Source organism: Halomonas stenophila (assembly GCF_014192275.1).
Lineage (GTDB): Bacteria > Pseudomonadota > Gammaproteobacteria > Pseudomonadales > Halomonadaceae > Halomonas > Halomonas stenophila.
In genome coordinates, this window is the sequence record NZ_JACHXR010000008.1 from 73,558 (window position 1) to 97,887 (window position 24,330).

The 24,330-nt window shown below is 51.7% G+C and carries 31 protein-coding genes and 3 pseudogenes; 15 read left to right on the plus strand and 19 right to left on the minus strand.

Translation table 11 applies throughout. The annotated features are described in order from the left end of the window. Positions 1–411, plus strand: a complete 411-nt coding sequence (locus FHR97_RS13785; protein ID WP_183384391.1) for an arginase family protein — start codon at positions 1–3, stop codon at positions 409–411. 156 nt (positions 412–567) lie between these two features. Here FHR97_RS13785 and FHR97_RS13790 read toward each other — a convergent pair whose 3' ends face one another. Together FHR97_RS13790 and FHR97_RS20720 are read right to left on the minus strand one after the other, a co-directional pair. After that, complete coding sequence (locus FHR97_RS13790; protein ID WP_183384392.1) at positions 568–1,029, minus strand: hypothetical protein; 462 nt, start codon at positions 1,027–1,029, stop codon at positions 568–570. 15 nt (positions 1,030–1,044) lie between these two features. Beyond that, the gene (locus FHR97_RS20720; protein WP_425486092.1) at positions 1,045–1,176 is read right to left on the minus strand and encodes an IS3 family transposase; all 132 of its coding nucleotides are present in this window, start codon (positions 1,174–1,176) and stop codon (positions 1,045–1,047) included. Between the two features lie 466 nt (positions 1,177–1,642). Between FHR97_RS20720 and FHR97_RS13800 the strand changes: the two genes are divergently transcribed. Beyond that, complete coding sequence (locus FHR97_RS13800; RefSeq protein ID WP_183384394.1) at positions 1,643–2,110, plus strand: hypothetical protein; 468 nt, start codon at positions 1,643–1,645, stop codon at positions 2,108–2,110. Between the two features lie 208 nt (positions 2,111–2,318). Here FHR97_RS13800 and FHR97_RS20725 read toward each other — a convergent pair whose 3' ends face one another. From FHR97_RS20725 to FHR97_RS20730, 3 genes are all read right to left on the minus strand, one after another. After that, positions 2,319–2,507 (minus strand): transposase, encoded by a 189-nt coding sequence (locus FHR97_RS20725; protein ID WP_425486088.1) that lies wholly within the window; start codon positions 2,505–2,507, stop codon positions 2,319–2,321. 236 nt (positions 2,508–2,743) lie between these two features. Then, positions 2,744–3,010: a transposase gene (locus FHR97_RS13810; protein ID WP_183384396.1), complete on the minus strand. Its 267-nt coding sequence runs from the start codon at positions 3,008–3,010 to the stop codon at positions 2,744–2,746. 432 nt (positions 3,011–3,442) lie between these two features. Next, a complete protein-coding gene (locus tag FHR97_RS20730) occupies positions 3,443–3,820 on the minus strand; it encodes a helix-turn-helix domain-containing protein (protein ID WP_425486089.1) in 378 nt (125 codons plus the stop codon). Here FHR97_RS20730 and FHR97_RS20345 point away from each other — a divergent pair. From FHR97_RS20345 to FHR97_RS13830, 3 genes are all read left to right on the plus strand, one after another. Further along, positions 3,771–4,337 (plus strand): type II toxin-antitoxin system VapB family antitoxin, encoded by a 567-nt coding sequence (locus FHR97_RS20345; protein ID WP_246404013.1) that lies wholly within the window; start codon positions 3,771–3,773, stop codon positions 4,335–4,337. The genes FHR97_RS20730 and FHR97_RS20345 overlap by 50 nt on opposite strands. A gap of 147 nt (positions 4,338–4,484) precedes the next feature. Continuing rightward, positions 4,485–5,177, plus strand: coding sequence for a hypothetical protein (locus tag FHR97_RS13825; RefSeq protein WP_183384398.1), 693 nt, complete (start codon positions 4,485–4,487; stop codon positions 5,175–5,177). Positions 5,178–5,285: 108 nt separating this feature from the next. Continuing rightward, positions 5,286–5,786, plus strand: coding sequence for a DUF6957 family protein (locus FHR97_RS13830; RefSeq protein WP_183384399.1), 501 nt, complete (start codon positions 5,286–5,288; stop codon positions 5,784–5,786). Positions 5,787–6,005: 219 nt separating this feature from the next. Here the strand turns inward: FHR97_RS13830 and FHR97_RS20155 are convergent, their stop codons facing one another. Beyond that, positions 6,006–6,479, minus strand: a complete 474-nt coding sequence (locus tag FHR97_RS20155) for a hypothetical protein (protein WP_221187803.1) — start codon at positions 6,477–6,479, stop codon at positions 6,006–6,008. 61 nt (positions 6,480–6,540) lie between these two features. Between FHR97_RS20155 and FHR97_RS13840 the strand changes: the two genes are divergently transcribed. Then, the gene (locus tag FHR97_RS13840; protein ID WP_183384400.1) at positions 6,541–7,071 is read left to right on the plus strand and encodes a hypothetical protein; all 531 of its coding nucleotides are present in this window, start codon (positions 6,541–6,543) and stop codon (positions 7,069–7,071) included. A gap of 4 nt (positions 7,072–7,075) precedes the next feature. Here FHR97_RS13840 and FHR97_RS13845 read toward each other — a convergent pair whose 3' ends face one another. Further along, the gene (locus tag FHR97_RS13845; RefSeq protein WP_183384401.1) at positions 7,076–7,396 is read right to left on the minus strand and encodes a hypothetical protein; all 321 of its coding nucleotides are present in this window, start codon (positions 7,394–7,396) and stop codon (positions 7,076–7,078) included. Positions 7,397–7,666: 270 nt separating this feature from the next. On the opposite strand from FHR97_RS13845, the gene FHR97_RS13850 reads away from it, so the two are divergent. Next, on the plus strand, positions 7,667–8,410 hold the full coding sequence (locus FHR97_RS13850) for a hypothetical protein (protein ID WP_183384402.1): 744 nt from the start codon (positions 7,667–7,669) through the stop codon (positions 8,408–8,410). 81 nt (positions 8,411–8,491) lie between these two features. Next, a complete protein-coding gene (locus FHR97_RS13855; protein WP_183384403.1) occupies positions 8,492–9,010 on the plus strand; it encodes a nucleotidyltransferase family protein in 519 nt (172 codons plus the stop codon). A gap of 41 nt (positions 9,011–9,051) precedes the next feature. Here the strand turns inward: FHR97_RS13855 and FHR97_RS20625 are convergent. Next, positions 9,052–9,381 (minus strand): annotated as a pseudogene (locus tag FHR97_RS20625) (type II toxin-antitoxin system RelE/ParE family toxin); the annotation flags it as partial. Continuing rightward, the gene (locus tag FHR97_RS13860; protein WP_183384404.1) at positions 9,293–9,532 is read right to left on the minus strand and encodes an antitoxin of toxin-antitoxin stability system; all 240 of its coding nucleotides are present in this window, start codon (positions 9,530–9,532) and stop codon (positions 9,293–9,295) included. The gene FHR97_RS13860 and the pseudogene FHR97_RS20625, both read right to left, overlap by 89 nt. Positions 9,533–9,603: 71 nt before the next feature. On the opposite strand from FHR97_RS13860, the gene FHR97_RS13865 reads away from it, so the two are divergent. Next, entirely contained in the window at positions 9,604–9,777 is a 174-nt protein-coding gene (locus FHR97_RS13865) for a transcriptional regulator (protein ID WP_183384405.1), read from the plus strand. Positions 9,778–10,195: 418 nt separating this feature from the next. On the opposite strand, the gene FHR97_RS13870 is transcribed toward FHR97_RS13865, so the two are convergent. Then, positions 10,196–10,450 carry an AbrB/MazE/SpoVT family DNA-binding domain-containing protein gene (locus tag FHR97_RS13870; protein WP_183384406.1) on the minus strand — a complete coding sequence of 85 codons (255 nt, stop codon included), beginning with the start codon at positions 10,448–10,450 and terminating at the stop codon, positions 10,196–10,198. Positions 10,451–10,754: 304 nt separating this feature from the next. Here FHR97_RS13870 and FHR97_RS13875 point away from each other — a divergent pair, with 304 nt between their 5' ends. The 4 genes from FHR97_RS13875 (at position 10,755) to FHR97_RS13890 (ending at position 13,039) form a co-directional block, all read left to right on the plus strand. Then, positions 10,755–10,946, plus strand: coding sequence for a type II toxin-antitoxin system VapB family antitoxin (locus tag FHR97_RS13875; protein ID WP_183384407.1), 192 nt, complete (start codon positions 10,755–10,757; stop codon positions 10,944–10,946). Between the two features lie 760 nt (positions 10,947–11,706). After that, on the plus strand, positions 11,707–11,940 hold the full coding sequence (locus FHR97_RS13880) for a hypothetical protein (RefSeq protein WP_183384408.1): 234 nt from the start codon (positions 11,707–11,709) through the stop codon (positions 11,938–11,940). Next, positions 11,941–12,321 carry a hypothetical protein gene (locus FHR97_RS13885; protein ID WP_183384409.1) on the plus strand — a complete coding sequence of 127 codons (381 nt, stop codon included), beginning with the start codon at positions 11,941–11,943 and terminating at the stop codon, positions 12,319–12,321. 142 nt (positions 12,322–12,463) lie between these two features. Beyond that, positions 12,464–13,039, plus strand: a complete 576-nt coding sequence (locus FHR97_RS13890; protein ID WP_183384410.1) for a hypothetical protein — start codon at positions 12,464–12,466, stop codon at positions 13,037–13,039. 260 nt (positions 13,040–13,299) lie between these two features. On the opposite strand, the gene FHR97_RS13895 is transcribed toward FHR97_RS13890, so the two are convergent. The 6 genes and pseudogenes from FHR97_RS13895 to FHR97_RS13920 all read right to left on the minus strand — a co-directional run. Beyond that, complete coding sequence (locus FHR97_RS13895) at positions 13,300–13,671, minus strand: histone-like nucleoid-structuring protein, MvaT/MvaU family (RefSeq protein ID WP_183384411.1); 372 nt, start codon at positions 13,669–13,671, stop codon at positions 13,300–13,302. A 424-nt stretch (positions 13,672–14,095) separates the two neighbouring features. Beyond that, positions 14,096–15,526, minus strand: coding sequence for an IS1182 family transposase (locus FHR97_RS13900; RefSeq protein WP_183384412.1), 1,431 nt, complete (start codon positions 15,524–15,526; stop codon positions 14,096–14,098). A gap of 190 nt (positions 15,527–15,716) precedes the next feature. Next, positions 15,717–16,256, minus strand: coding sequence for a hypothetical protein (locus FHR97_RS13905; RefSeq protein WP_221187804.1), 540 nt, complete (start codon positions 16,254–16,256; stop codon positions 15,717–15,719). Between the two features lie 720 nt (positions 16,257–16,976). After that, positions 16,977–17,557 (minus strand): annotated as a pseudogene (locus FHR97_RS13910) (IS91 family transposase); the annotation flags it as partial. A gap of 54 nt (positions 17,558–17,611) precedes the next feature. Beyond that, entirely contained in the window at positions 17,612–18,415 is an 804-nt protein-coding gene (istB, locus tag FHR97_RS13915) for an IS21-like element helper ATPase IstB (RefSeq protein ID WP_221187806.1), read from the minus strand. Continuing rightward, positions 18,415–19,152 (minus strand): annotated as a pseudogene (locus FHR97_RS13920) (Mu transposase domain-containing protein); the annotation flags it as partial. The pseudogene FHR97_RS13920 and the gene istB, both read right to left, overlap by 1 nt. Positions 19,153–19,371: 219 nt before the next feature. On the opposite strand from FHR97_RS13920, the gene FHR97_RS13925 reads away from it, so the two are divergent. Continuing rightward, positions 19,372–19,683: a hypothetical protein gene (locus tag FHR97_RS13925; RefSeq protein ID WP_183384415.1), complete on the plus strand. Its 312-nt coding sequence runs from the start codon at positions 19,372–19,374 to the stop codon at positions 19,681–19,683. Between the two features lie 470 nt (positions 19,684–20,153). Here FHR97_RS13925 and FHR97_RS13930 read toward each other — a convergent pair. Then, positions 20,154–21,007, minus strand: a protein-coding gene (locus FHR97_RS13930; RefSeq protein ID WP_183384416.1) for an IS5 family transposase whose coding sequence is annotated in 2 segments (ribosomal slippage) — positions 20,154–20,657 and positions 20,660–21,007 — 852 coding nt in all. Because the reading frame shifts where the segments join, the coding sequence is not laid out codon by codon here. A 116-nt stretch (positions 21,008–21,123) separates the two neighbouring features. On the opposite strand from FHR97_RS13930, the gene FHR97_RS13935 reads away from it, so the two are divergent. Further along, positions 21,124–21,507: a hypothetical protein gene (locus tag FHR97_RS13935; RefSeq protein WP_183384417.1), complete on the plus strand. Its 384-nt coding sequence runs from the start codon at positions 21,124–21,126 to the stop codon at positions 21,505–21,507. A gap of 184 nt (positions 21,508–21,691) precedes the next feature. On the opposite strand, the gene FHR97_RS13940 is transcribed toward FHR97_RS13935, so the two are convergent. Both FHR97_RS13940 and FHR97_RS13945 read right to left on the minus strand, forming a co-directional pair. Further along, complete coding sequence (locus FHR97_RS13940) at positions 21,692–22,825, minus strand: OmpA/MotB family protein (protein ID WP_183384418.1); 1,134 nt, start codon at positions 22,823–22,825, stop codon at positions 21,692–21,694. 36 nt (positions 22,826–22,861) lie between these two features. Then, positions 22,862–24,328: a coiled-coil domain-containing protein gene (locus tag FHR97_RS13945; protein WP_183384419.1), complete on the minus strand. Its 1,467-nt coding sequence runs from the start codon at positions 24,326–24,328 to the stop codon at positions 22,862–22,864. Between the last annotated feature and the right edge of the window lie 2 nt (positions 24,329–24,330).

Here is a 24,330-nt window from a genome sequence, read left to right on the forward strand (position 1 = left end):
ATGAATATCCAGAACGTAAAAAAATGGGTGCTATTAACTTTTTGTGATGGCGTTACCACACACCGTTATTTGTTTGCCCATGTGACGCTCCCTGATGGAGCACTGAATAACATAAGCTTAAAGATCGATCTCTTTGACCCATCAACATTAACAGCACAAACAAAGCATGAATCAATAGGCTTAGCCGGAAAAGGTTTTGAACTAGGGTTTGATCTAGATTATCTAACCCCAGCCAATGAGCCTGAAAGCATTATCTCCAAACTTGCAAACAGGAACAACCATATAGGAAGAAGATACGCACAAGACACACTCAAAATGATAAGATGGGTAAGGCACTTTGGAAATACCATCGATGACAATCTTTGCCTTGAGACGACATTCGAGGCACTACAGCCTTGGGAAATCCAGTAGTTTGATTTCGTCTATCTGGATACTCAGCGAAGTGGCCCATTCACTGCACCACCTGACAGGCGAGCCAAGCTCTGACCGGGTTGTCCTCAGAATTCAGACCGCCTATATCAGTGGTTGATCAGAGTAGACCTCCTCGCGTGTTGCATCGTCCAGGCCTTAATGTGGCCGATCCTTATTGAACCATGTGAAGTACCCCTTCAGGTCCTCACGCATGTGAGAGCCGTTTTCGAAGGCATTCAGATCGAAGCCCACGTAATTCATGCTGTGACAGAGCCATTCCACGAAGATGTTGTCCCGATAACAGCCCTTGCCGTCCATGCTGATACGGACATCATGGGCCTCGAGCACTTCGGTGAAGGCCCGGCTGGTGAACTGGCAGCCTTGATCCGAGTTGAAGATATAGAAGCCCGAATCTAGGCCAGCGCATGGGGGGCAGCGCCAGTCAAGAATGGCCACCAGGCACATGAACCCGCATGCCATGGGTATGTAGGTCACATAGGTGGCCCACAACTGATTGGGTCGATCGATGACACGCCCCCGCAGCAGGTAAGGATAGATCCGATGGCCCTCGCCCAGCAGACTGGTACATGGCTCCGGATACCGCGCCCGTAGGTCCATCTGGATTATCAGTCGCTAGACTCGCTTGCGGTTGACCGCATGTCCCAAACGGTTGAGATGGACCGTTATCCGCTGTGAGCCATAGACCGGCGTCCACAGGTGATTCTCGTCGATCAGGCGCATCAGCTCCAGGTCGTAGGCCCGCAGCGCCTTCCGCTGCTAGTCCATCGAGTAAAGACTGATACCGAGTAGCTGGCACAGGCGTAGTAGGCTGATGCCGGGCGACTGCGGCTCGGCCAGTGCCAGGCGCTGAGCCCGGCTGAACAACCGAACCTGCATTATAAAAAGCGCTCCATCGTCAGCTTGACGATTTCACGGAACTGACAGCGATCTCCGCCGAGGTCTCGTCACCCTTGAGGGCGTCGAGGGCCACCTTGGCCTGAAAGTCAGCTCCGTATTGCCTACGTTTCTGCTCATGTTCGAAATCTCGTGTCTGAATGATCAGAGCTAAGCGCCTGGTCCGAATTTCGGGGTACACTTCATAACAATGTGTGTTAGCATAAGCATTTTTCGGCATTAGCTTATTAGCTTAAAAGGACTTATGGATAAAATGTTGCCTACACCAGTACTTTATGTGCCTATTATTGTTTTTGGAATTAGTGGGTGTGCGGGCATGCAGGTTCAGCCCTTATCTCCTGTCCCAGAAGGGGTTAGAATATCCCAAAATGAACACGGCGGATATGCTGTTGAATCGGTGACAATGGTGAGGAGCAATGTAACCCCTTCGACTCAGGCACTTAAATTTTGCTTTTCACAAAACGTTCCCAATATCAACGGAACACCAGTCATGAACCCTTCAAACACAAGAATCACTGCTCAAGGAAGAGAGCAGGTTTCATTTGTCGTCCCTATGACAATGGGAACGCCACTTAATTACGACATGAGATTTTCATTCACAGTCTCGAAAGATGACAACAGTTTAGAATACTACTACAACAGCATAAAGATCAAAGGCACTTGGAGTGACAATGAAGCCCCCCTGCCTGCTTCACAGGATGCTCATCTGTATGTTGAAAGCTCCTTGGAGGAGCTTGAGAAAATAACAAACAACGTGCATAACTGCCTCATTGAGGAAAGCTAGAAACTTACTAAATCTCGATTCTTGTTGACTTAACCGTTCAGCCTAGTCATATCAAATTCTCCACGGCCATTAGATGGCTCCCTCAAGTGGACTTCTTTCCTCGGCAGCCGGGCCGTCCGGCTGCCAAGCTAGACTCAGGGCGACATGCCCCTGCATCGCCCTGCAAGCACCAGTCTTACCAGGCTGAACGGCTAAAAAAGGTTCTTCGTCACATCATGTGGATCTGGCCTGATCGAGCTGGCGGCCCACGGGACTGCCCATCAGGTAAAATCGGGACAAAGTTGGCCTCGTTCCGGTAGCCGCGTGCGTGTGACTGGGCTGCCTGGAACAGTCCGTTCATGCCCTCCAGGCGTGCGTTGGTCTGCCCTGGGACCCAGCGCCACCACCTGCTCGGCATGCCTTTCCATCGTCGTCAGGGTCATCGGCTTGAGAAGTGCCTGGCCAGTTACCGCCTCCCGCATGACCTGGAGGTAGTTCGTGATGCGCCACCGGGCGGCACGCGGGGTCGGCGCCTGCTGAATCTAGCGCAACTTTTCCTTGATCACCCAGGCATCCGCCGTGTCGCTTCGGTCACTCACCAGTCCCTGTAGGCGGTAACCTTATGGGCCATCAAGTTGCCGTTATCCAGGCTCTTCAACACCGCCTACCACAAAGCCTGAGGTGCCACTTCTCACGGTGCTCCTTTTTGTGGACCTCGTCCGGCGACTTGGTGAAGGTCTGCACGATGGGGAACCAGTCGACCGTCACCTCGGCGTTGGGAAGGATCTCGGCTATGCCGCTCAGGAACGCCTGAAATTTGTCGCAGACCACCTCGGCCAAGTTGACCGGGTCACCGCCATGCTTCGCCAGGTAGGCGCTGAAGGACTCGATGGCGGTCTTGTCATGGCTTGGGTCTCTCATGCACTTCAGTATCAAGTTAGGTGTATTTTCAATGAAAAGACTGCTTAATATCGCTGCTTCTGTTTCCGTGATTGTATTTAGCCTGACAGTTTCCTAACGCAGAAAATAAGCCAGCTGTTCAGGAGTGATCACAGTGGCATACGGAGTACTAAGGTGGCCTGCTGCTACAATTAAAGCGCACATGCTTCACACTTTACGTCTCTTCGCCGCTGAGTGTGGAATTCATCCTCAGGCGTTGAGCCATGGTGGTGCTTCCGGTGCAACAAGGGGCATAGCAAGGACGGGAGCCAGAACCTGACAATCGGCTTGGGCCTGGAAGCGCCCTTGATCCTCAAGAAGCAGCATTTGGGTTCATCTGCGTCACCCCATCGCCTTGCAGAGCAGCTTCTGACCCTGTCTATGGCGCAGCAAGCTCTGGCCCACGTGTGTTCGTCAACTCGGAGATGAGGTACTGGCGGTTGCAGTACGCGGGAACAGGTCAGCGACCTCGACGCCGAGGGCTTCGCTGATCTGGTAGATTTTAGTCAACGTGATATTTTTTTCCCCGCGTTCGATGTGCCCCATATAGCTCCGATCTATCCCAGCCAGTGCAGCCATTCCTTCCTGTGATAACCCCTTGTTTTTACGCATTTTTCTAACCCTATGGCCGAACGCAACCAGTCTCTCGTCCCGCATCTGCACCACCCATCCAAAGGGTGGAACTATCTCGACACACTGGATACAATGCCACGGACTATAATTCCCATTTGGAGCAGCCTGCATGCCGTTGCAGATAGAGATGCTGACCGATGACGAGCAAGCCGCCCGCATCTGCGAGGATTACTGGCTACAGGACGAGCAAGGCAATTTTGCGCTCAAAATCAAAGAAATCGCGAACTGCTATGGGATGCAGCCCCAGGTAGTTACTAAATTCGTTGAGCAACATGCCTTAGTGTGGCTGGATGAAATTCTCTGCTCGGAGTGCAAACAGCCCTTTCACTTTGGTACGCGCAGCCAGTATCAGGAACGACACAGATTCCAAAACCGTGTTTGTGCGTCCTGCCTCAAACCGAAGCACAAGACCGTAGCGGAGAAAACGAACCGTCTAATCTTGGAATATAACCAAAAAGTAGTGAGAACCACCGTCACTATCGATGAAGCTCTGTATAAGCAGGCCATGGAACTATCAGATCCAGGAGTGGAAAAGCCGTCTGATCTTTTTCGTGAAGCGTTAAAGACATATGTACGAGTCCAGGCGGCGCGACGGCTTGTCGCCTTGGGTGGCAAGGCACCAGACATGCAGGATATCCCGCGTAGAGGCGAGAACAGTCATGAAAATCAGAACTGAGCACATCGAAAAGCAGGAACGCGGCCAAGAACGCTGACAGCAGACCCTAGACGCCATGGAGTCGGCTGCCCAAGGGAAAGTGGTTGATACTAGTGAGGTCCATGCTTGGCTGAAAAGCTGGGGTACAGACAAAGAGAAGGATGCACCATGGTCACCAAAAAAGACATACGGAATAACAAGAAAAACGGGTCATGGCGTGTCCTTGAATCATTAGCAAAAGACATTATCGATGACATTGAGACAAAAACGGGTGGTGTATTCAAACCAAGGCTCGGTGGTGGGATACGATTAACGCTGGATCTAGACCACAGGATTAGCCATGGTCTTGATCTGTTCATAAACAACGCCCAACTGATAAGTACTATCTCCCCAAGAAAAAATGATAACGTTGATAAAATGGTTGATGACTATGAAGAAAATACAGATCGCATTAAGTTAAATTTCCATGCCGGAGACATTTATTTTATAGTGCGTTGGTCGCTACTCAGCCTGCCTACCGAGAAATCAATCCATACCTCTCTTGCCTTAGAGCCTATAGCTGAAGTTCTATCCAAAAAGTTATTTTATCGTGGGGCGGCTATGACGCCAAGTGACTTATTTGACTGGTGGGCCATAGATACCCTGCGCCCTGACATCGTACCCGCAGCAAAAATGGGGGATCTTCTGAAAAAGAGATGCGTTGGGATTAACAACTCTCTTAATATGTTATCCCATTCCCAGGCTGCTCAACGATATTGGAATGAAATTCTTGCTCCTGACAAACCGGAAATGAATGATGTTATCAACTGGGGGAGGAGAAGGTTAGATTATTACCATTCAAAGATGAGGTATGATTCTTAATCAGTCACCACTTAGCCTAGCTCCCTGCCTGTCCATTAGTGGACAGCGAGGGTTGCGCTTCTTCAAAAGTGATCTTACTATAATAGATAGTCTTAGAGGAGGAAAGCAGTGATACTAACCCCAGAAGACAGACAAAAAGAAGAAGAGTTCTTGCGTGAGCGCTATCAGGATGAGTATACCGCTGCTGAGGATCTGGAACTACTCATCCAGAAGCTTTGCCGCTTCCGCATCATCCAGGCCAAGGAAACGTGGGATCATAATCGCATTAAACAAAAGGCTTCAGTTGTGCGTGCATGGGAAATCGTTAACGTGATAGACGCCGATATCCCAATGAAATTTTTGTTCAGCGACGAAGTGGTTTCGGATTATAAAGGGCGTTTTGCTCCCGGCGACTATGTATTTACTAGTCTGATCATTAATATTGATGAGGAGACTGGCTTGGTTCAGACGGGAAACTCACTTTACTGCCTGTCAGGAGATGGCGAGGAAGTCAATGCCACGCTGAGAGAAGCCTACAACATGCGCACGCTGGGACAATCCTTACATATACTGCGCAATGTGGAGGGCCAATTGGGCCCGAACTCTCATTTTACCGGGCCTGATGATTGATAACCCTGCTTAGCCTGCTTCTCGATCATTAAGAAAAAAGCTTCATCCAGATCATCGATCATGATGTCATCCTCCTGGCCACCGCACTGGCCATGGAAAAGCCGGTCACCTATCGACAACTAGGCACTCAACACGTCTACAAAATGCGTTTGTCCATCGCACATGGTCTGTACGGTCGAGCGCAATATCGGCACCATCCAGGGTCGCACCGAGTAGTCCTCAGGCATAGCCGCCCTGGTCGATGTGCTCAATATAGCTCAGCACGTCAGCCATCCTCCCCCGGGCGACCAATTGCTGGGCCGTGAGGTCTCCCAGTGCGGGGATTAGCGTCTCCCTATACCAGCGCAGCGCTTCTTCTCTAGATCCCGCCCATACCTCGACACGAGGCAAAATGACTTTCTCCGCTGGATCCTTGCCGTGTATCTGATCGATTCGATAATGCAGGAAAGACATGATCTCCTCAGGATCGCGGAGCTGATGTATCTCGGGGTGGCCTGATGGGTGATCGATGCCCTCGACGCTGATGTAGAACCCTGCGTCTGAAAATGCTGTCGAGATAGTGATGTTGTAGCGGTTCCCCTGTGCGTCTGATGTCCAGAGAAAAGCCTCGCGGCTCCAGAGATCCAGGTCGACGCCCTCTCCCGCAAAATCACTTCTGCGGGACTCCAGGGTGCGCAGAAGTCGCTTCTCCATTTGACGCCGCATGCGCATCGACCAGTGAGGCATAGTAGACTACCCTTTAGAGATGGAAAAGATGATACGTGTTGATGACTATAGCTCACTCCGCTTTATAATGTGGAGCTTCCCAGGGGTTAAAGAAATTTCTCGCAAAGACGCACACATGCGATACGCGTCGACGTGGGAATATGTCTTTCTCCGCTCCCTTGAAGATCACGAGATTGAATTTATTAACAGTCTGATAGAGGAATTTGGGCCGATAGTTCCTCGGTATCGAATCTTTCAAAGTTATGGTAATAAACGTCCCTACACTCTGGGACGCCCGATCACTCAACTCTTCCGGCTTACCACCTCCACTTCAATCACAGTGGGCGACTACCCGCAATTACACAAAATCTCACTCCGCCATGATTTAAGCGACATAGAGATGACGCGGAACGATGCGTTTCTGTGGTACACAGAGCACTGGTACGACATCGATCTCGACTCAATGGGCGATCACGAAAAGCACTTTCTTAACGAGCTGATTTTCGAGTTCGGCCCTATCCTGCCTTCTGTCGACCCCGAAGATGAAGATGTGGTCGGAGAGCCTATCATCAGAGTGTAGACCGCTATTCATCAGCTGGATCGAACGGCCGGTGAAATGACTTTACGCTCCCACGTAGCCGATCCAGTGGTGTCTGGGTCGGGTCAGGACCACGTAGCGATACGTGCGGCACGATATAGACTCCATCCGTCACGAGCACATCATTTGCAGCCGCCTGTATCGCCTCAGCGCCCGGTATGCCAAGCTGGTCAATCAGCACGTCCAGCTCCAGGGGGTGTCCCTTCCCGCGTCGAGCAGCGCTGTACTCGGCATCAGGGTGCGTTTCAGAAACCCGTTTTTTGAATTTCTCAAGGGCTACCACCTCGGCTTCACTCAGATGAATCATCGCGCCCTCCTCTCTGGTCTCGTCACTTCTTCCTGGTGATCCAATACGCCGCAAAAGCAACGCCGACAGCCAGGATGAGCAGTGGCGACGCCAGTAAAATCATTTCTAGATACTCATTCATAAGCGTCTACCTTATACGTCTAGCCTAAACCATATCTGAAACTCCAAAAACTGCAAGCAACATTGAAGAAAGTCAATGCAATCAATCATATTATATTGCCTTTTTAGCAAATCTGATTTAAAATTAAATTAGACTATCAGGAGATAAACATGGGCATTTTTAACGTAGAAGTAAAAGATGTTGGGCACAGTGATTTAATCCCCACGAATCTTAGAGTTAGTTACACTGCAAGTTCTTTTGGTAAGAGTGTAGATTCATATGTTGACCTCCCGAGATGGGGAGATGCTATCGTAATACATGATCGCGGGATGATTTTTACTGCACTACATGATTCAACTATTAAGCTAGCAGACGAAAATAAGGATAATGCTAAATACCAGGATCATGGTATAAAAATGAAATGGATGTTGGGCGATGATTTTTCAGACGCCTTGGATGCTTTAATTGATCAGATCAGAGATAGAAATCCTGCTATTGTGTATTCAGCACGAATTGATGAAGATGAAGAAGTTAACTTCAATATTGAAGCTGATGAAAATGGCTGGTTTGGATTTGGTGAGTATGCGGCTGTAATTAAAGCCTCAGGAAAAACATTTACGGTCAGAGATCTTGAGTTTGGGTATGGCGAAAAGGATATAGGCTACGGTATAAAGGAAAGAGGTGTTGATAATGACTGGCTTGATAGCCCGGACAACGAAACAAAAATAGAGATGGCTGCGGAAAGAGCAGGAATAGATTTGGACGACGATCATATCTTGTGTATTTTGAGTACTCTCGAAAACACTGTTGAGAAAGTCATTGAGAGTGATTACAAGGAAGAGTTTGAGAGCCTCTCTAGACCATCTCGTGAATTGGAGCAAGAAGAGGATTGTGGGTGGGGCATGAGCATGTAACCCTCCACCCTGCCACCAAGCACATCACAAAGCCTCCAGCCAGCTCTGGGGGCAATTTCTTGCACAGGGCACTCATTTCCCATGAAACCATCACAAGCCCTTCAGCAGCATCGTGACGCCATCCTGCGGATCATTGCTCGCCACCGGGGACTGCACCCGAGGGTATACGGCTCCGTGGCGCATGGTGAGGATGAGGAAGGAAGCGACCTGGATATCCTGATCGATGTGTTGCCCGACGCCGATCTGTTCGACCTGGGCGCCATGCATACGGAGCTGGAAGACCTCCTGGGTGTGGCCGTAGATGTGAAAACGATCCATGAGCTTCCGCCGAGTTCCAGGGCTGAAGTGCTAAGCGAGGCTATCGAGCTAAGCGACAGCCTCGATATAAACGACATTCTGGACGCCCTGGAAGCCGACCGCCGTACTGGTGTCCTGCCTAAGGTCGTATCAAGCAGTTCGGTGCGTTACGGCCTCGATCCCGAGGATCCTGAGCAACTGCTCGCCACCGACAGCCAGGGCAGGACGTGGAAGCTTCCCAGAAACCGCGACCGAAACAACAAGCTGTCAGCTTGCCCCGGCGGCCACAGCCTCGATGTGTGAACCAAAGCCAGGATCCAAGCAGTATCGCTCTCCAGCTCGTAGACCAGCCGGTAGCTCTCGTGTGGAAGCAGCTCACGGGTACCGGGGATGAGGCCAGGACTGCCCTGCTCGGGGAAGTCCGCCAGCCGGTCGGCAGCTGCGCTGAACAGCTGATCCATCCGCACAGCGGCTTGGGGGTTGCGCTCCTCAAGGTAGTCCCAGATCGCCACGCGGTAGCGACCGCCTCGGGCGTCCAGACAACCTTCACGCCTGTCCCTTAGCCCGCGCACGCCGAGTGGCGAACTACGCCTCCACCTCAGTATTGGAAAGACCCTTACCGGCCTCCCTGGAGCGTCTGGCGGCATCGACCTTGCCCCGGAGGAACGCTTCATACTCCCGCGCCTCCCGTTGCCGATGGACGTACTCGCGCATCAGCTCGCGCACCACCTGGGACGCCGGACGGTGCGCCGCCTCGGCCTCGGCCATGAACTCATCGCGCAGCTCGGGCTCAATTTTCAGAGTGAACACAGCTTGCTTCGCCATTATCTCGGTCTCTTGCTATGCTGGTATGAACAAAGTTTATACCTCGTCAGTACCGTTAGCCAGGAGGCGCCATGAGGATTCCGCTTGATAGCGAGGAGAAGAGAGAAACCCTCAGGCAGGACACGTTCAGGGCCTGGGAGGACTACCAGACAACCGGCCTTCACTCGACCAAGGAGGAAGTGGAAAAGTGGCTGACTAGCTGGGGAGTAGATCACGAAGTGTCGGCCCCAGTATGTCACAAGTGATCGCTGCGCTGTTGTTGCGTAAAACACGCGAAAGCCGGGGTTTTGCGGGTTTTATGCTACATGGCTGACTATGAAGATACAGCTGGAGCGCCAAGGCCATGACCTGGAGATTCGTATCGATGGGAATTGTCTGCTGATCGAGGGGCACTACCAGCGCCCTCGCCTCTTCACACTGGATCCGACGCGGAGCATCTTCTCAAAGCGCAGCAGCACGCTACTCCACCTCCAACACCAGCTACACATGGCCACAGGCTGGCTTAGTATGGCCATGCATGCCGAGCGCGTGCTTTATGAAGCCAAAGGCATGAAGGATGGCGATACGTGCGAGATTGAAGTCTAGGGGCCTGCTAACCTCTCCGAATAACCTATCAGGTTTTGTAGCTAGAGCCAGAAAACCGAGCATTACCTACAAGATTTTTTATTTTGTGACTAATAACGTGAAATCGGCCAGTTTGTTTGTGACTTCCACACGCGGCGGTTCAAGGTCAATGTCCGACCAGTCTGGCATTGCTAAGGAATCAGCAATATTCCGGCGCTTCTTTGTAACAGGCCACAGGGTGATTACATCACCCTCGCGATGGATCTCCAACTCATTGATGCCCTCATAGGACATATCGTGAGGCAAAGGCACCACCTGACCGCTTGGTGTGTTGACAAGAAATACAGTTCGCATAAGATTTACCTATATCTCAATATTTCTCAAGAACCGAAGAGAAGGACACGCTTTCCGTTAGTATCTACAGCCACAAGGCTCTCTGGATCATCAGGGTCAACTCCATAACGGACGGCGCTTCCAGTTACGATATTCGGAAGGCATCCTGACTTCCGGTCTTCCTCAAGAGACGCCAAAATGTCATCGACATCAAAGTTTTCAGTTGAACGCTTTTGCCCCATGAACAACCTCCTATGCATAGACTATAAGTGCAAGTATAGCAAAAGAGCATGGACCTATCCCGTCACTGATTTGAGAGACCGTCATGAGATTCACCGTCACCATCGATGATGACCTATATCAGCAGGCTATGGAACTATCTGACCCGCCAATTGAGAAGACGGCAGATCTCATTCATGAAGCCATTAGGACCTATGTCCGAATCCAGGCAGCACGACGTCTATCGGCCCTGGGTGGTGAGGCACCAAGTATGAAGGACATTCCGCGTCGCAAATAGTTGTTTAACTCCGAAGAGACCATGGCAGCACTCACGCATGTTATTGTTTTCAAGGATTCTTTCAGAAATCCCTATAGTACTGAGAATCTTCATGACCTAGTGCCGTAGATAGTAGCTACCAGCAGAAATGTCGACGATGGTGACCTCCCCTCCAGGTTTCTGCTATCATTATATACTGGCAACCCTATAGGAACTGCCAGAGAAGCTTAGCATGGGCATGAAGCCCTCTCTGTGAGACCAAATACTCTGGAGAGCTAGACCTCCTGAGGGAATGGTGGGACCATCAACTCTGTCGGGAGGTTCTCCGATCATTCGCTAAGACTAATGAAGAGAGTAAGGGCCAAGGACGCATGGGGTGCGTAAACGTAATGCAAAAACGGTGAAAGTAGGAAACTATCTACCCATCTCAGTGCCATATATATGGATTCTTGATGAGCAAACTGTACCTTTCCGCTACGCAGCTGGTCTCTCCTGCCTTGTTGCCGTTACCGCCGAGTAGCCCGGGTCAGCGCTACGTGAATCCACGATGCAGATGGCCTCGAGACCAAAGGCATTGACAGTAATCACCACTTGCGCATTCAATGGGCTGCCAACAGGATGCTGGCATGCAGATACGACGCTGGGGCTAACATCGTACCGACATCATCATGGAACCTTTGTTGAAGTCGCTTATCACCAAGGCATGAGGTGGCTGTAAGGAAACTGGTGAAACGACGGCGTGATTCAATTTCAATAACACAAACCAACAGGATTGCTCGACATGCCCGTATTCCGCGATTCCCGCATTGGCATCCGCAATGCTTCGCTGATGCTTGGGGTCACTGTTACCGAGCTACGAGAGGCCATCCTCTCCGGCAGCAAGATTCATGGGGTATTACCACCCAAGCCATTGTTCAACGCCGGCCAGCGAAAATCTGAAATGATGTTCAAGGCGGGGGATATTATGGATTGCGCTGAAAACATACAAGTCATTTCAAACAAGCGGAGAAGCTGAATGACAGAACTGCAAGCGTTCGAAGAAGCATTATTGTCGTCACGTGATGATTTTGTCGAGAAGCACAATCGTTCAGTTGAACGCGCTCAGGAACAGTTTGGTGAGCGACGTGTCGCAACAAAGAAGATCAACCTTCCTCAACAAGAGCCCAAGAAATCACCTCAAGAAACCAAGGACAAAGCTTACACTGGCGTGGCATATAAAACAGGATACATTATCAAGCTAGTCGTAAGAGAAAAGAAAATGAGCTTGCTTGATGAGGTATTCGAGTACCAGTCCCCCAAAATCTCTGAGCTTGAAGCACGCATCGACGCAGAAAAAGCTGCTAAAGCAGCAGGCTACCCAATCATTGGCTATGTTCAATCTATCGAAAAGCTGTGATAGCGCTAAACATGAACGACGATGGAAAACTGATCATTGGTCAAAGAACCACCAGCAGCTGAGATGACCGCAAAACCAACTGCCAGGGGATCCAAGCACTCAGCGCCGTTTCGTCAGCCTCCACCACGCCAAGGCTAATACGATGAATGACAAGCAAAAGGCCGAGTTGGATGACGCCATAAGCAGGCTGGAGCACCAAATCGTGGGCCTGGCAATCACGCTCTCGATGGCCAACACCAAGCTCAACGAGCTGCGTAGCGAGGTTAACCAGCTCAAAGCCATACGCGACGGCAAGCGCCCCGACCTGCTTTCAAGCCTCGACTTCGCGCTGGATCTGCCCGACTTTATCGAGGCGATCCCTTCTTCTGTTCGTGGCCGAATCATCGCGTTAGCCCAAGAGCTAGAGGAGACCGGAGACACTTTGCTCGACAAGCTATGGCAGGAAACCCGCGCCCTTCTGCTCTACGACGCTATCTACGCTGATGTCGATGCAGAGCATGACCTACCCAATCCGATGCTGTCACGCGCCGTTAGGGGTTGTATCGAGCACGAGGGCCGGGTGCCTGACGGGGCTGACAGGGACACACTTCTCCGCGAGTGCCCTCAGATCCTGGAGGCCATCGAAAGCGCCTACCGTAAGCACGTCCGAGCCCAGCTCCAGGCAATGGGCAAGCAGGTCGAGGCGCATTTCCAAGCGATGGGCAAGAACTACCGCTAATCTACTCCCTACCCGATAATGAGACCCCGCTGAAGCGGCACCTGGGCCATGCAGGTGATGCATCCGCATCTAGCCGATCTCGGACACCGCGTCATCGCTAAAGCCTCATCTAGACGTCATGGATCGAGATCACCGTTTGCAGCACCTACTAGGGGAAGCAGGTACACGCGCATACTGTCGTTCGGACAATGAAAAGCCCCACATCGCTGAGCGAGTATGGGGCTTCATGGTCGAGCATCGGCAGCTACCGTCGCGCTGAATCAGTCTTCGGTGCGGACCAGCCAGGACTCGACGGTCTCTTCGCCGAATTCTTCTTTCCAAGCTTTCAGGGTTTTTTGATTGCCACCGCGAGTTTCCACCACTTCCCCAGTGTTCGGGTTCTCGTAAACCTTCAGCTTGCGCGTGCGGCGCTGTCCCTGGGCCTTCTGGCCACTTTCAGACGCCGGCTCGGGTCGGAGCAGGGCCAGAACATCGGCAGCGCTCTTATCGAATTCCTTCATCAGCGCCTCAAGACTCTCTTTAAACTCAAATTCAGCCTGGAGGCGCGGATCAGCTTTCATTTTCTCAAGCTGCTCAGCAAGCTGCTTCATCTGCTGCTCTTGCTGAGCATAGGTAGCCAGGAGGTTTGACATTGCATACGTCTCTAGTAGGTAAATTTCGTAAGGCATCATAATTACCGAAGCATAGAAACGCAATGAGATTTGCATTGATGTCATGGGACTGTGGCAAGTGAGCAACAGTCCGCAAGGGACGCTAGCCGTGTTGGCTTGAGAAGCACAGCTCAACAGATGCCGGCATTGATAAGTCGGCCCATGGAGCTTGGACAAGGCAGTAGGTATCTATGATGTCAGAAAGCGGCCGAGGCTGTGTGAAAACCCAAAAATCCGCTGCCTGTTCCCGCATCCGGCTGTCAGGCCACGCCCAGCGGCCAACGAGGCGTCTCAGAGCACTTCCGTCATCGCCACAGACGAGGTTATTCAAAATCGCGAGCCCCGAGAAATCCTTCCTGGAGAGCGTCATAGGGCGCTACAGGCGCTACAGAGAGCGGCAGGCACACTATGCCCGCATCGCCTGAATCAACCTCTTGGTTCCAAGGATCTTCATGACACGTTTCATATTGTAGGCCAGCACGTGAAGGCTCATTTCCGTGCTGACGTTCTTGAGGCTCTTGGTCAGAAAATGCGTCGCTCCCATCCAGGCCTTCAGTGTGCCGAACGGGTGCTCGACTGTCTGGCGTCTGAGACGCATCATTTCCGGTTTCTGGTCCAGCCTAGACTGTACCGCCTCAAGCACATCCTCATGCTCCCAGCGTTTGATACGCCGATGTTTACCAGTGGTACATTGCCCTTTCATCGTGCAGGCCGGGCAGGCTGAACTCCAGTAGCAATGCAGCGTCTGACCCTTTTCGACGCTCTTGAAACGCCAGATCAGTCGCTCTCCCGCAGGGCAGCGGTATTCGTTGCTTTCGGGGATGAAGAGAAAAGCCTCTCTGGGAAACTTTCCCTTGGCCTGGCTCGGTGAGGTTTTCGGTTTGGGGAGATAGGTGGTGATACCGGCCTTGTGGCACTCGAGAATCTCTTCTCCCTTAAAGTAACCGCGATCAGCCACGACAGTGAGATCTTTGATGCCGCTGGCATCACGCGCCTTCTTGGCCATGCGGGAAAGTTGACTGCGGTCACTACCAACGTTGGTGACCTCATGGGCGATGATCAAGTGATGCCGGTTATCCACAGCTGTCTGTACGTTGTACCCCACTACCCCGGTGCCTCGCGTCGTCATGGAGCGAGAATCGGGATCCGTCAACGAGACCTGCTGGTCAAGTGCCTGGGTTCTTTGTATTTCAATGGCTTGTAGTTGCTGTACTTCCTCGGTGAGGGCGGCAATCTTTTCCTTCAGCTGTGCTGTCTGCGCTTCTGTAACAGCGGGGTCGCCTTGGTCAGCTGAGTCGAGTTGGCGTAGGTAACGCTCGATGCTTTTATCGATTTCCTCTGCACGCCGCTTCATCTTGGCAAACGTATAGTTGCGGTCTCGGTTGTTAACCGCCTTGAACTTGCTCCCGTCGATGGCAACGATCGCTTGTGAGAAGAGCCCCAAGCGCCGGCATAGTACGACAAAGTCTCGGCAGGTGGCGCGGATCGCCTTGCCGTTGTGCTTTCGAAAGTCGGCAATCGTCTTGAAGTCCGGTGCCAGGCGCTCTGTCAGCCACATCAGCTCGACATTGCGCTGCGCCTCGCGCTCCAGGCGGCGGCTGGATTGGACACGATTGAGGTATCCGTAGAGGTAGATTTTCAGGAGTACAGCGGGGTGATAGGCGGGCCGGCCGGTGGCATGGGGATCGACTCCCTTGAAGCCGAGCTGTCTGAGGTCGAGAACCTCGACGAAGGCCTCGATGGCACGGACCGGGTTGTCTTCTGAGACGAAATCATCCAGAAGCTCAGGGAACAACGTGGCTTGAGACCGGGACTCCCCTGAAACGAAACGCTTCATCGGCACCTCCACGAGCTGTCACGGGTAGAGTGTAGCGGGAGCCACGTTTTCACACAGCCTCGGCCAGAAGCGGACTTTCGGAGAGTCCTCATGTAACGCCTGCCATAACCGGGACGCAGAAAGCGTCGCTTTTTGTGGTCCGTGTTTATGGCATTGTTAGCTTCGAATTGTTTCCTCAAAAAATCTTCGACTACTTTTCTTTCGTTCCACAAATAAACCGCCAGTTACGAACACGAAGCGCTTCACTACGCCAATGCTTATTCCAAAATTCATTTTCCATTGTCCCAGGGAAATCAACCTCTATATCAAACACTACAGAAGCCTCCTGTGTATTCAGGAACTGTGGTAACTGAGATAGCGAATGGAGTATATTTTCCCCTTCTTCACAAAAACAAGTTACATCAAAATTGGGATATTCGAAGGAATTTATGGCTTCCCGAAACTGACAGACCCCCTCTATTCGCTTTGGGAAATCATTCCATACCTCTCGTAGATAACTAGGTGTTTCAAACGGATCTAGAATTTCGAAATTGATAGCGACTTTCATACCTCGCATTGATTCAATCCCTACGTGCCCCTCAAAGCCAATTTCGCGAATGCCAGACGACCCGGATATTGATAATAAATATTTATCAATAACAACCCGTAAGTTCTGATATGCTTTGTCTTTTTCGGGCCAGCAATAAGTATTTACTGCATGTGGATCCTTCGTTTTTCTGAACATCTCCATCCCTTCTTGTGGAAGCTAACGCCAATATTAAGCGGCCGGTTTGGAGGCGCACCGCGCCGGAAAACCAATCCGGTGGAGGCCCGCCAGGGCCGGAACGAACTTGAATGACTTGTTAGGAGTGATCCACATGATTTAATTGCGCTGCTCTTTTCTACAGGCAGCAACTCCATCTGCCCTGCCATCCTGGTAACCCCTTGAATAGGCCTCGTCGTCCCAATTTCCTTCAACAAGTGTCGATCTTATTTTGCACTCAGTGTTGTAGCCTTCGGCGTACCCATCGCTGTAACCGGAGTCGTATCGTGAATCCTCACTGGGGCCACACCCAAGCAAAAGGGCGATGGTAATGAGCAATGCGAACGAACCAAATATTTTGAATCCCTTCATCCTTTCACTACTCCTAACTGTTCAGCATTTCTTCGCCGTGCGGAGCATGGCGTATAAATGTCTGTTGGACTAAGCCGCCCATCAGGCTGCTACACAGCTTCTATAGGGTATAGTATTGGCCGGTGTGCGGCCTGAGACGTCAGGTCGCGCGCATCCGGATCTGTTGTGACGCGTTCGGGCAGTGATGTCGGCCATGATCCCAGTTCCCTCCGGGGCCAATTTGCCCCAACGTAGCGCGCTTGCTGGTCAAAATCCATCAGCGGGACGAGCGCCGCTGCGACCCGCGAGCGGGCCGGATCGCCAAGTCCGTTGTGTGGGTAGGGCGTCAGCTCATGCTCAATAGCGTTGCGCCCTGTGATTGGGGTGTCGGCTACGTTTGAGTCGCCGGGGCGTGAGGGTCCCGATCACCCGAAGTGTCGGCAAGTGTAGGTCGGCTCCGAGTTGCCGACGGCAGGTTCGACATCCGCTGCCGTCTCGACGACCGCCAGCGCCCGGCGGATCTGTGCCAGGCGTCGTCGCCGGCAGCGATTGGCCAGAAAGCCGTAGTGTCGGACCCGCATCAGCCCCTTGGGCAGGACGGGGAGCAGGACGTGGAGCAGGAAGCGGCGCACGAACTCCTCGCCATCGAGGACGAGCTGTTTACGCCGGTCACGGTCGCGGTAGTCCTTGTAGCGTAGGGTCACCTGGTGGTCGTCCACGGCGAGGATGCAGGCGTTGCTGATGGCGATCCGGCGCGTGTAGCGCGCCAGGTAGCGCACCACCGTGTCGGTGTGTTCGAGACAGTCCTTGCTGTAGACCACCCACTCGGTGGTCATCAGAGTGTTGAGCTGGTCATCGACGTCACCGGGCCGGGTGACCCGGTGGAGTTCGCCGGAAGTGGCGGCCTGGCGCAGGGCAGCCGGTAGCAGGACCATGTGTCAACGTCAATGAAAGTTGTCCGGATTTCATCAATTCAGATTGTCCGGTTTTCATCAGTGCTCTTTCATCGGTTCCGATCCAGCATCGTGTGAGGTGTCCTCCTCCTTCGTCGTGGGTGTCGTCACCAGCCCGGCTCGACGCTTGTCCTTCAGCCGATAACTCTCTCCCTTGATGTTCAGGGTGGTCGAGTGATGCAGCAGCCGATCCAGGATAGCCGTGGCGATGACCTGGTCTCCGAAGATCTCGCCCCAGTCCATGAACGACTTGTTCGAGGTCACGATGGTGCTGGCTCGCTCGTAGCGCCGGTTGATCAGTCGAAAGAACAGGCTGGCTTCCTCGCGCGTCATCGGCAGGTAGCCCATCTCGTCCAGGACCAGCACCTTCGGATAGCTCAGCTGCTGGAGTTGCCGGTCGAGACGGTTCTCCTGACGCGCTCGGACCAAGGTGCTGACCAGCCGATCCAGGGTCATGAACAGCACGCGGTGACCGGCTTCAGCCGCCTTCACGGCTAACGCCACGGCGAGATGGGTCTTTCCCACGCCAGGTGGTCCGAGCAGCACCACGTTTTCGCCACGTTCGACGAAGCCCAGGCCGGCCAGGTCGCGCACGATCTTGTGATCGATGCTCGGCTGGAAGCTGAAATCGAACTGCTCCAGGGTCTTGATCCAGGGGAGCCGAGCCTGCTTCAGCCGGGACTCCAGTCCCTTCTGGTGTCGGCCGCCCCATTCCTGGGCCAGGGCCTGCTCGAGGAACTCGCGGTAGTTCAGGTCCTGCTTGCTGGCGTGTTCGCAGAGGCTGTCGAGCGAGGCCTGGAGGTGGTCCATCTTCAGACGGCTGAGCAACTGGTCCAGGGCCATCACAGCACCTCCTCGTAGACCCGCAGGTCACGTTGCTGCACCGACAGGGTTTGCTGCCAGAGGGCGGCATGGTGCTCCGGTACCGAGCACCAACCGGTCTGAGCCGCTTGGAGGCGATGCTGGGCGATGGCGTCGCCGGCCGGGCTGTAGACAGTCAGTTCGTCGTCCAAGCTCAGGCGGACCACTACCGCCTGGCCGCAGTAGGCGTCGGGCACGCTGTAGCGATTGCCGCGAACCTCGATATAGCCGTCCCAGCCGACCTGGCGCTGGTCGTGGTAGCGGGAATCGAAATCGCTGGCGGGCAGGCCTTGTAGCGCCTCCCGCTCCTCCGCGAAGCGCTCCGCCGGCGTCTGGCGGAACTGGCGCAACGGTCGTTCATCGGCCACTCGCTCCAGCCACTGCTGGAGCAGCTGATTGAGATGGGCGTAGCTCTCGAACTCCCGGTAGCGCTGGAAGAAGTGTTGTTTGACGTAGCCGACCATGCGCTCCGTCTTGCCTTTGGTCCTCGGGCGCTGCGGCCGGCACGCCTTCGGCGCGAAGCCGTAGTGGTTGGCCAGTTGCAGGAAGCCGGCGTTGAAGATCACCCGGTGGTCCCGGTCATGCTTCAGCACCGCCGCTTTCTGGTTGTCGACCAGTACCGTGCGTGGGACCACGTCGAAGTGGCGGAATGCCTTCACCAAGGCCTCGAAGGTGTGTTCGGCATCCTCGCTCGGGGGCAGCCAGGCGTGGAACCGTCGTTATCGGATGCGACGCAGGTGGAGAAAGGGATTTGCCAACGCTGCGGTAGAGAAACCATCAGCGCCCCTATTGGGTGCTAGAGGGAGGATGAGGTCCTCCTCGTGGCACCCTTCCATGGGGAGGATCTGACTCGCACCTGGCTGAGAAAAGCCAGTTGTACATCCCAGCGCATGGACTATAGTAATGTAACATTGCGTATCTGCGACAGAGAGGATCACATGCGTACCGTCATCGCTTCCACTCTAGCCTTGTCTCTCATGCTTCCCGTAGCAGCCAAGGCGAGTGTATGTCATATGCTCGCAGACTTTGCTGAAGAGATGATGAGAACACACCAGTTCCCCGGTGAAAGAAGTGGCTACAATGTTCATGAATCTGTAAGGAGAATGAGAGACCCTCAGCTTAAAGAGCTGGTAGATAAGATCCAGTATATGGTTTGGACTAGTGATCGATACATCACTGATACTCGCCGTACAGAGGCCGTGCATGATTTTTCACAGGAAATATATGATATGTGCATGCCCCCTGAATGACCTTAATAACAAAAAGGAAAAATGTATTTCTATAGCACTAGACTCTTGGACACATAGACGGCTTCTGTAGTCCCTGGGCACTACTCACGTATGTGGTCAAAATCGCCCTGATGCCAGAGCCTAAGTGACATTCCCCTTGGTTTCGGTCCAACGTGTTGTTATCCAGCCCCCGAGAAACCCAATCTCATCCTTGCTCTCAGCAGTTAAAGGGGTGCTCCAATTTTCTGGTTCTGATTCCACAAGTTCGAGGTTCAATTCCAGTGCTTCATCTGCATATTCATCCGAAAGGCTATCCTTCCGGAAGTAGGCAAAGAGCACCTCCCACGCGAACGACTGGGCTTCGATTGTCAACTGCCTGGTCAACTCGAACGGAATGCTTCCAAAGCTATGCGCCGACTGACCTCTCAACTGAAAAAGTTCATAGTTGTAGGGTCCCGGATGATCAGATCGCCAATAGAAGTTATCCTCTGCTAGGCTTTGTCTGAAAAGTTAGCTCGTAAGCACCGATCTATGCAGGCTAGGCATACCATCGCTCGAAAGCTGCTGGCCAGCTTGTCAAAGCGCGTGCAAATTCGCCGCAGCTCTTTCACCCAACCAAAGTGGCGTTCGATGATATTCCGCTGCCGATATTTCGGCTTATCGAACCCTCTTGGCAGCCCTGGGCGGGGCTTTCGGTGCATCTTGCGATTGCCGATGACGGGCTTCATTCGATGACGATCGCAGTAACGACGCAATTCATCACTGTCGTAGCCCTTATCTGCCACCATATAACTACAGCGCTTGCGAGGCCGGCCTGCCGGGCCAGACAGACGCACTTGCTCCAAGGTGGGTATGAAATGACGCGTATCCGAGTCCTGCCCAGGAGACAGCGTGAACGTCAGGGGAAAGCCATGGGCGTCGCAAACCATGTGGATCTTGGTGGTCAAACCTCCCCGGCTGCGGCCCAGCGCATGGTTTACCGGTTCGTCAGCTCCCCCTTTTTACCGCCTCCCGAGGTGGCCCGTGTCGCTCGGATCGTCGTCGAGTCAATCATCCAGGTGTCGAGGTCCATCAGGCCATCCTCACGCAGCCTCAGCTGTAGCCGGGCCAAGATGGTCTCGAAAGTGCCATCATCACGCCACTGGCGGAAACGGTCATAGACCGTCTTCCAAGGACCATATCGCTCCGGCAGGTCACGCCACTTGGCCCCAGAGCACAGGATCCAGAAGATGCCGTTCAAAACCTGGCGGTCATCTCGGCGTGGGCGCCCCATCGTCTGGGACGGGGCGACGATATCTTCGATCATGGACCAACCGTGGTCGGAGATCTCGTAGCGTCCAGCCATACGTCATCTATGCAGCTTCGGCATAGGAAAAATTAGCACATCCGACTTTTCGGACAAAACCAAAGAAGCCGGATGCAGAGTAGCCTTCAGTTTCTACCGACCCGCAGGAGGACGCTATGGACGACACAGAGAGCCAATCCGAGAAGCCCACCTGGAGCGGCTTTCAGGAGCTAGCCGACTTCATCGAATCTTTGCCACGCTCAGTACGCGAGCGACTACTAAAATTCGCCAAGCAGAAGCAGGAGGAGACTGGCGATGACCTGCTTCTAGTGCTACGTCAAGAAGTCCGTACTTTGCAGCTGTACGATGCGATATATGCTGATGTCGATGCTGCCCATGACCTACCCAACCCGATACTGTCACGCACCGTAAGGGGCTGTATCGACCACGCGGGCCGGGTGCCTGACGGATCTGACAGGGACACTCTTCTGCGCGATTGCCCTCAGATTTTGGAGGCCATCGAAAGTGCGTATCAAAAGCACGTACTGGAGCATTTATAAGCATCAGAGGTACCAGGCCGCTATCAATTCAAGAGGACAACTGGCCGGATTGAGTAGGCAGCATCAAGTAACCACACATGAGAGGCTCATCAAGGTGACATCACAATGAAGGAGTGCAATACATAGGAAGGCAGGACATAACCTGGAGATTCACAGCGGGGTGGGCACAGCAGCCTTAAAGTGATTATATCTCATGGGCACTCAGATTCTTAGTGACGGCCTCTTCTACAGTACGCACATCAATAGCAAAAACAACACGCCGAGATCGCTCACGATCCTCTTCACCATTAACTATAATGGGACGGGACGATGAATACCCTATAGCGGCTAGCTTTGACTTTGCCCAAGAAGCCACTTCGTCATTACCCCCATACGCCAAGCACCTTTTAAAAACGGCCCCTGCCCTACGCTGGCTCAAATCAAGGTTTTTCTCAAAAGCAACAGATGGAGGTTCGTCATTCCAGTCTGAAGAGGCATGCCCCTCAATTTGAACTCTCGATAGAGAATCGTTGACACCATACAAGATTTCAAACCATGGTCGACAAAACTCTTGGAGAACATTATCAAACTGAGCTTTAATAACAGCGCTGCCAGCATCAAAAAGCACACTTTCAGGAAATATCACATTCCCATTATCTAATATCTCGCCACCTAGAGCTTCAATCTTATCACCTGCTTGAACGTTAATTGCTTCGGCGACATCAGCTCCTGTTCTCCCAGAAACCTCTCTAGCTTGGCTTATGTGCTCTACCTCTTCAACACTCAAGCCAGTGTCTTTATAACCCTCAAGCTCATTTGCTATTTCGCCAAGCGCCTCATCTTTTTCAATGATATCTTGTACATTAGGAATTTTTTCAAGCGTCGCCAAGTCTTTTAATGCACGAAGGTTATCATCCGATATAGTAGCCGCCACTTCAGCTAGTTGCTCGACAAGACTTTTCTCTAACAGCCTGACTCGCTGCTCCACAACATGTGGATCATAACCTTGGACTTTATCTCTCAATCTCAACGCTTCCTCAACCTCATCAGCACTTGCTTCATCAATTACATCTTTATAGTCATTGAGACTAATGATGACTTTATTAAGCTGATCGAGGTGGTCTTTGTATTCAAGTGCAACATCACGTTGCTCAGCTGTCAGCCCCTTGGAAAAAGACTCAGCTTGGTTAAGTCTTTCTTTGGCAGCTTGACGCCATAAACCCAACAACAACAACAATATGAAACTAATCAGCATAAAAGCTTCAGCTGCTGTTAGCCCCATTATCGTACCTTTCCGATAACTGAACTTTTGTTCTGTAGATGTTTTATCCCCCAACATACGAAGCTCTCTCTATTCAAGGAATAGCGCCAACAGTCAGTTCTTTTCCTCGCTTGTTCTATTGAAAATATTTTTCCACAGTCCACTCTGTGGTTTATCTGTTTCATCTTTCCCACCAGAGCGTTCTGATAACGACAACTGAGATTCAATCTTTTTCTCAGCATCACTTGAAAATTGCACTTTTTCATTAAGGGACATTACACTCTTTTCTAAAGAGGCGACGATATCACTCAATCTCTGGGCAGAAAATAATTGATTTTCGTGACTCTTTTCAAGCAAAGTAGAGAGACTTTCTGCGTCGCTATATGAAGTTTCCTTATGAGAATTAATATCTTTCGCAATCTCCCTTAAAGTGGCAACAACATTGTTCATATTGTCAATATTAACCGACTCATCCTTTAGACGCTGATCTAAAGATTTATTAATATTGCGAGAGTTCTCAGATACACGATCACTTAAATCAGAAATACGATTTTCGAATTCTGCTACAGCCTTTCCAAGGTTGTCACTAGAGTGTATAAAAGAAGACGCAGCAGCTTCGGTGCTACTAGAAGCAGATGACAGAGACTCCTGGTAACTATTAACGATAGAAGATATTTCAGTGCTAAATCTATCAATAGATTCGCTTATACTTTTATGTGACATGTCCGTAAATCTTTTCATCTCTTCAAGGCTCTTACTGTTTTCTTTGAGCAAATGCGCAACTGTTTCAGAAATAGCCTTGCTTCCATCACTGGTATTATCATGGGCAGTGTTGATTGACGATTCAAGCCTATCTAATACAGCCCCCATTTTCTTTTCAGAACTTTGAGCTGTCTCAGTAGCCTGCTTGGCCAATTGTTGATTGGATGCCTGAGCCATCTCCACAAACTCTGAAATTGATTCTTTAAACCCCGACATTAAATTTTCCAAGGAGTTATCCAAGCGCCTTTCATGGGCTTCTGAAGTCTGCTTTAAGTGCTCTTCAAGATTTTGACGAATCTCCGCGCCAAAATAATTTAGCCCTCTGACAGATTCAGTTAGCTCAGTTTGAAACAACCTCATGGCTTGATTTATTGAAAGACGTGCTTCTTTATCTCGTGCTGTAAGATCTAGTCTAAACTGTAACATTAAAACTCTTGTAGCCACTCCCACAATGGTAGAACTTAATGCAACTCCAAAACCTGAGATCACATGGGCTATAAACTCAGACTCAATATCATGGTAACCAAGCTCAAAAAGAGTATATGCAAGCGAACATAGGGTTAAGGTAAACCCCAGATAGTAGGCATTATCTCCAACTTGGTCCGGTTCAACACGCCCGGCTTTGCTATTATAAACCCATACGGCGTATCCAATAATTACCACAGCAGAGAATATGGCAGGAAGGAATATAGGTGCTGAAAATATCTTAAGCAATATATTGCCTAAGATGCCTAATATAAATGCAAGAGCCAGCAGAAACTTGTCAAAACTGTCTTTACCAAGCACTTGGAAATATTGCTTATCACCTCCCGCAGACATAT

Bases quoted from the DNA above. Each gene is read 5' to 3' on its own strand.
- FHR97_RS13895 (WP_183384411.1), bottom strand. From the start codon at position 13,671: ATGTCAAACCTCCTGGCTACCTATGCTCAGCAAGAGCAGCAGATGAAG.
- FHR97_RS13790 (WP_183384392.1), bottom strand. From the start codon at position 1,029: ATGGACCTACGGGCGCGGTATCCGGAGCCATGTACCAGTCTGCTGGGC.
- FHR97_RS13860 (WP_183384404.1), bottom strand. From the start codon at position 9,532: ATGGCGAAGCAAGCTGTGTTCACTCTGAAAATTGAGCCCGAGCTGCGC.
- FHR97_RS13875 (WP_183384407.1), top strand. From the start codon at position 10,755: ATGAGATTCACCGTCACCATCGATGATGACCTATATCAGCAGGCTATG.
- FHR97_RS13810 (WP_183384396.1), bottom strand. From the start codon at position 3,010: ATGAGAGACCCAAGCCATGACAAGACCGCCATCGAGTCCTTCAGCGCC.
- istB (WP_221187806.1), bottom strand. From the start codon at position 18,415: ATGGCCCTGGACCAGTTGCTCAGCCGTCTGAAGATGGACCACCTCCAG.
- FHR97_RS20155 (WP_221187803.1), bottom strand. From the start codon at position 6,479: ATGGAGAAGCGACTTCTGCGCACCCTGGAGTCCCGCAGAAGTGATTTT.
- FHR97_RS13900 (WP_183384412.1), bottom strand. From the start codon at position 15,526: ATGAAGCGTTTCGTTTCAGGGGAGTCCCGGTCTCAAGCCACGTTGTTC.
- FHR97_RS13945 (WP_183384419.1), bottom strand. From the start codon at position 24,328: ATGTCTGCGGGAGGTGATAAGCAATATTTCCAAGTGCTTGGTAAAGAC.
- FHR97_RS13845 (WP_183384401.1), bottom strand. From the start codon at position 7,396: ATGATTCATCTGAGTGAAGCCGAGGTGGTAGCCCTTGAGAAATTCAAA.
- FHR97_RS13870 (WP_183384406.1), bottom strand. From the start codon at position 10,450: ATGCGAACTGTATTTCTTGTCAACACACCAAGCGGTCAGGTGGTGCCT.
- FHR97_RS13825 (WP_183384398.1), top strand. From the start codon at position 4,485: ATGGTCACCAAAAAAGACATACGGAATAACAAGAAAAACGGGTCATGG.
- FHR97_RS13905 (WP_221187804.1), bottom strand. From the start codon at position 16,256: ATGGAGATGTTCAGAAAAACGAAGGATCCACATGCAGTAAATACTTAT.
- FHR97_RS20730 (WP_425486089.1), bottom strand. From the start codon at position 3,820: ATGCGGGCGGCTTGCTCGTCATCGGTCAGCATCTCTATCTGCAACGGC.
- FHR97_RS13925 (WP_183384415.1), top strand. From the start codon at position 19,372: ATGCGTACCGTCATCGCTTCCACTCTAGCCTTGTCTCTCATGCTTCCC.
- FHR97_RS13885 (WP_183384409.1), top strand. From the start codon at position 11,941: ATGACAGAACTGCAAGCGTTCGAAGAAGCATTATTGTCGTCACGTGAT.
- FHR97_RS13935 (WP_183384417.1), top strand. From the start codon at position 21,124: ATGGACGACACAGAGAGCCAATCCGAGAAGCCCACCTGGAGCGGCTTT.
- FHR97_RS13850 (WP_183384402.1), top strand. From the start codon at position 7,667: ATGGGCATTTTTAACGTAGAAGTAAAAGATGTTGGGCACAGTGATTTA.
- FHR97_RS13880 (WP_183384408.1), top strand. From the start codon at position 11,707: ATGCCCGTATTCCGCGATTCCCGCATTGGCATCCGCAATGCTTCGCTG.
- FHR97_RS13890 (WP_183384410.1), top strand. From the start codon at position 12,464: ATGAATGACAAGCAAAAGGCCGAGTTGGATGACGCCATAAGCAGGCTG.
- FHR97_RS13785 (WP_183384391.1), top strand. From the start codon at position 1: ATGAATATCCAGAACGTAAAAAAATGGGTGCTATTAACTTTTTGTGAT.
- FHR97_RS13800 (WP_183384394.1), top strand. From the start codon at position 1,643: ATGCAGGTTCAGCCCTTATCTCCTGTCCCAGAAGGGGTTAGAATATCC.
- FHR97_RS13865 (WP_183384405.1), top strand. From the start codon at position 9,604: ATGAGGATTCCGCTTGATAGCGAGGAGAAGAGAGAAACCCTCAGGCAG.
- FHR97_RS13940 (WP_183384418.1), bottom strand. From the start codon at position 22,825: ATGTTGGGGGATAAAACATCTACAGAACAAAAGTTCAGTTATCGGAAA.
- FHR97_RS20345 (WP_246404013.1), top strand. From the start codon at position 3,771: ATGCCGTTGCAGATAGAGATGCTGACCGATGACGAGCAAGCCGCCCGC.
- FHR97_RS13855 (WP_183384403.1), top strand. From the start codon at position 8,492: ATGAAACCATCACAAGCCCTTCAGCAGCATCGTGACGCCATCCTGCGG.
- FHR97_RS20725 (WP_425486088.1), bottom strand. From the start codon at position 2,507: ATGCCGAGCAGGTGGTGGCGCTGGGTCCCAGGGCAGACCAACGCACGC.
- FHR97_RS13840 (WP_183384400.1), top strand. From the start codon at position 6,541: ATGATACGTGTTGATGACTATAGCTCACTCCGCTTTATAATGTGGAGC.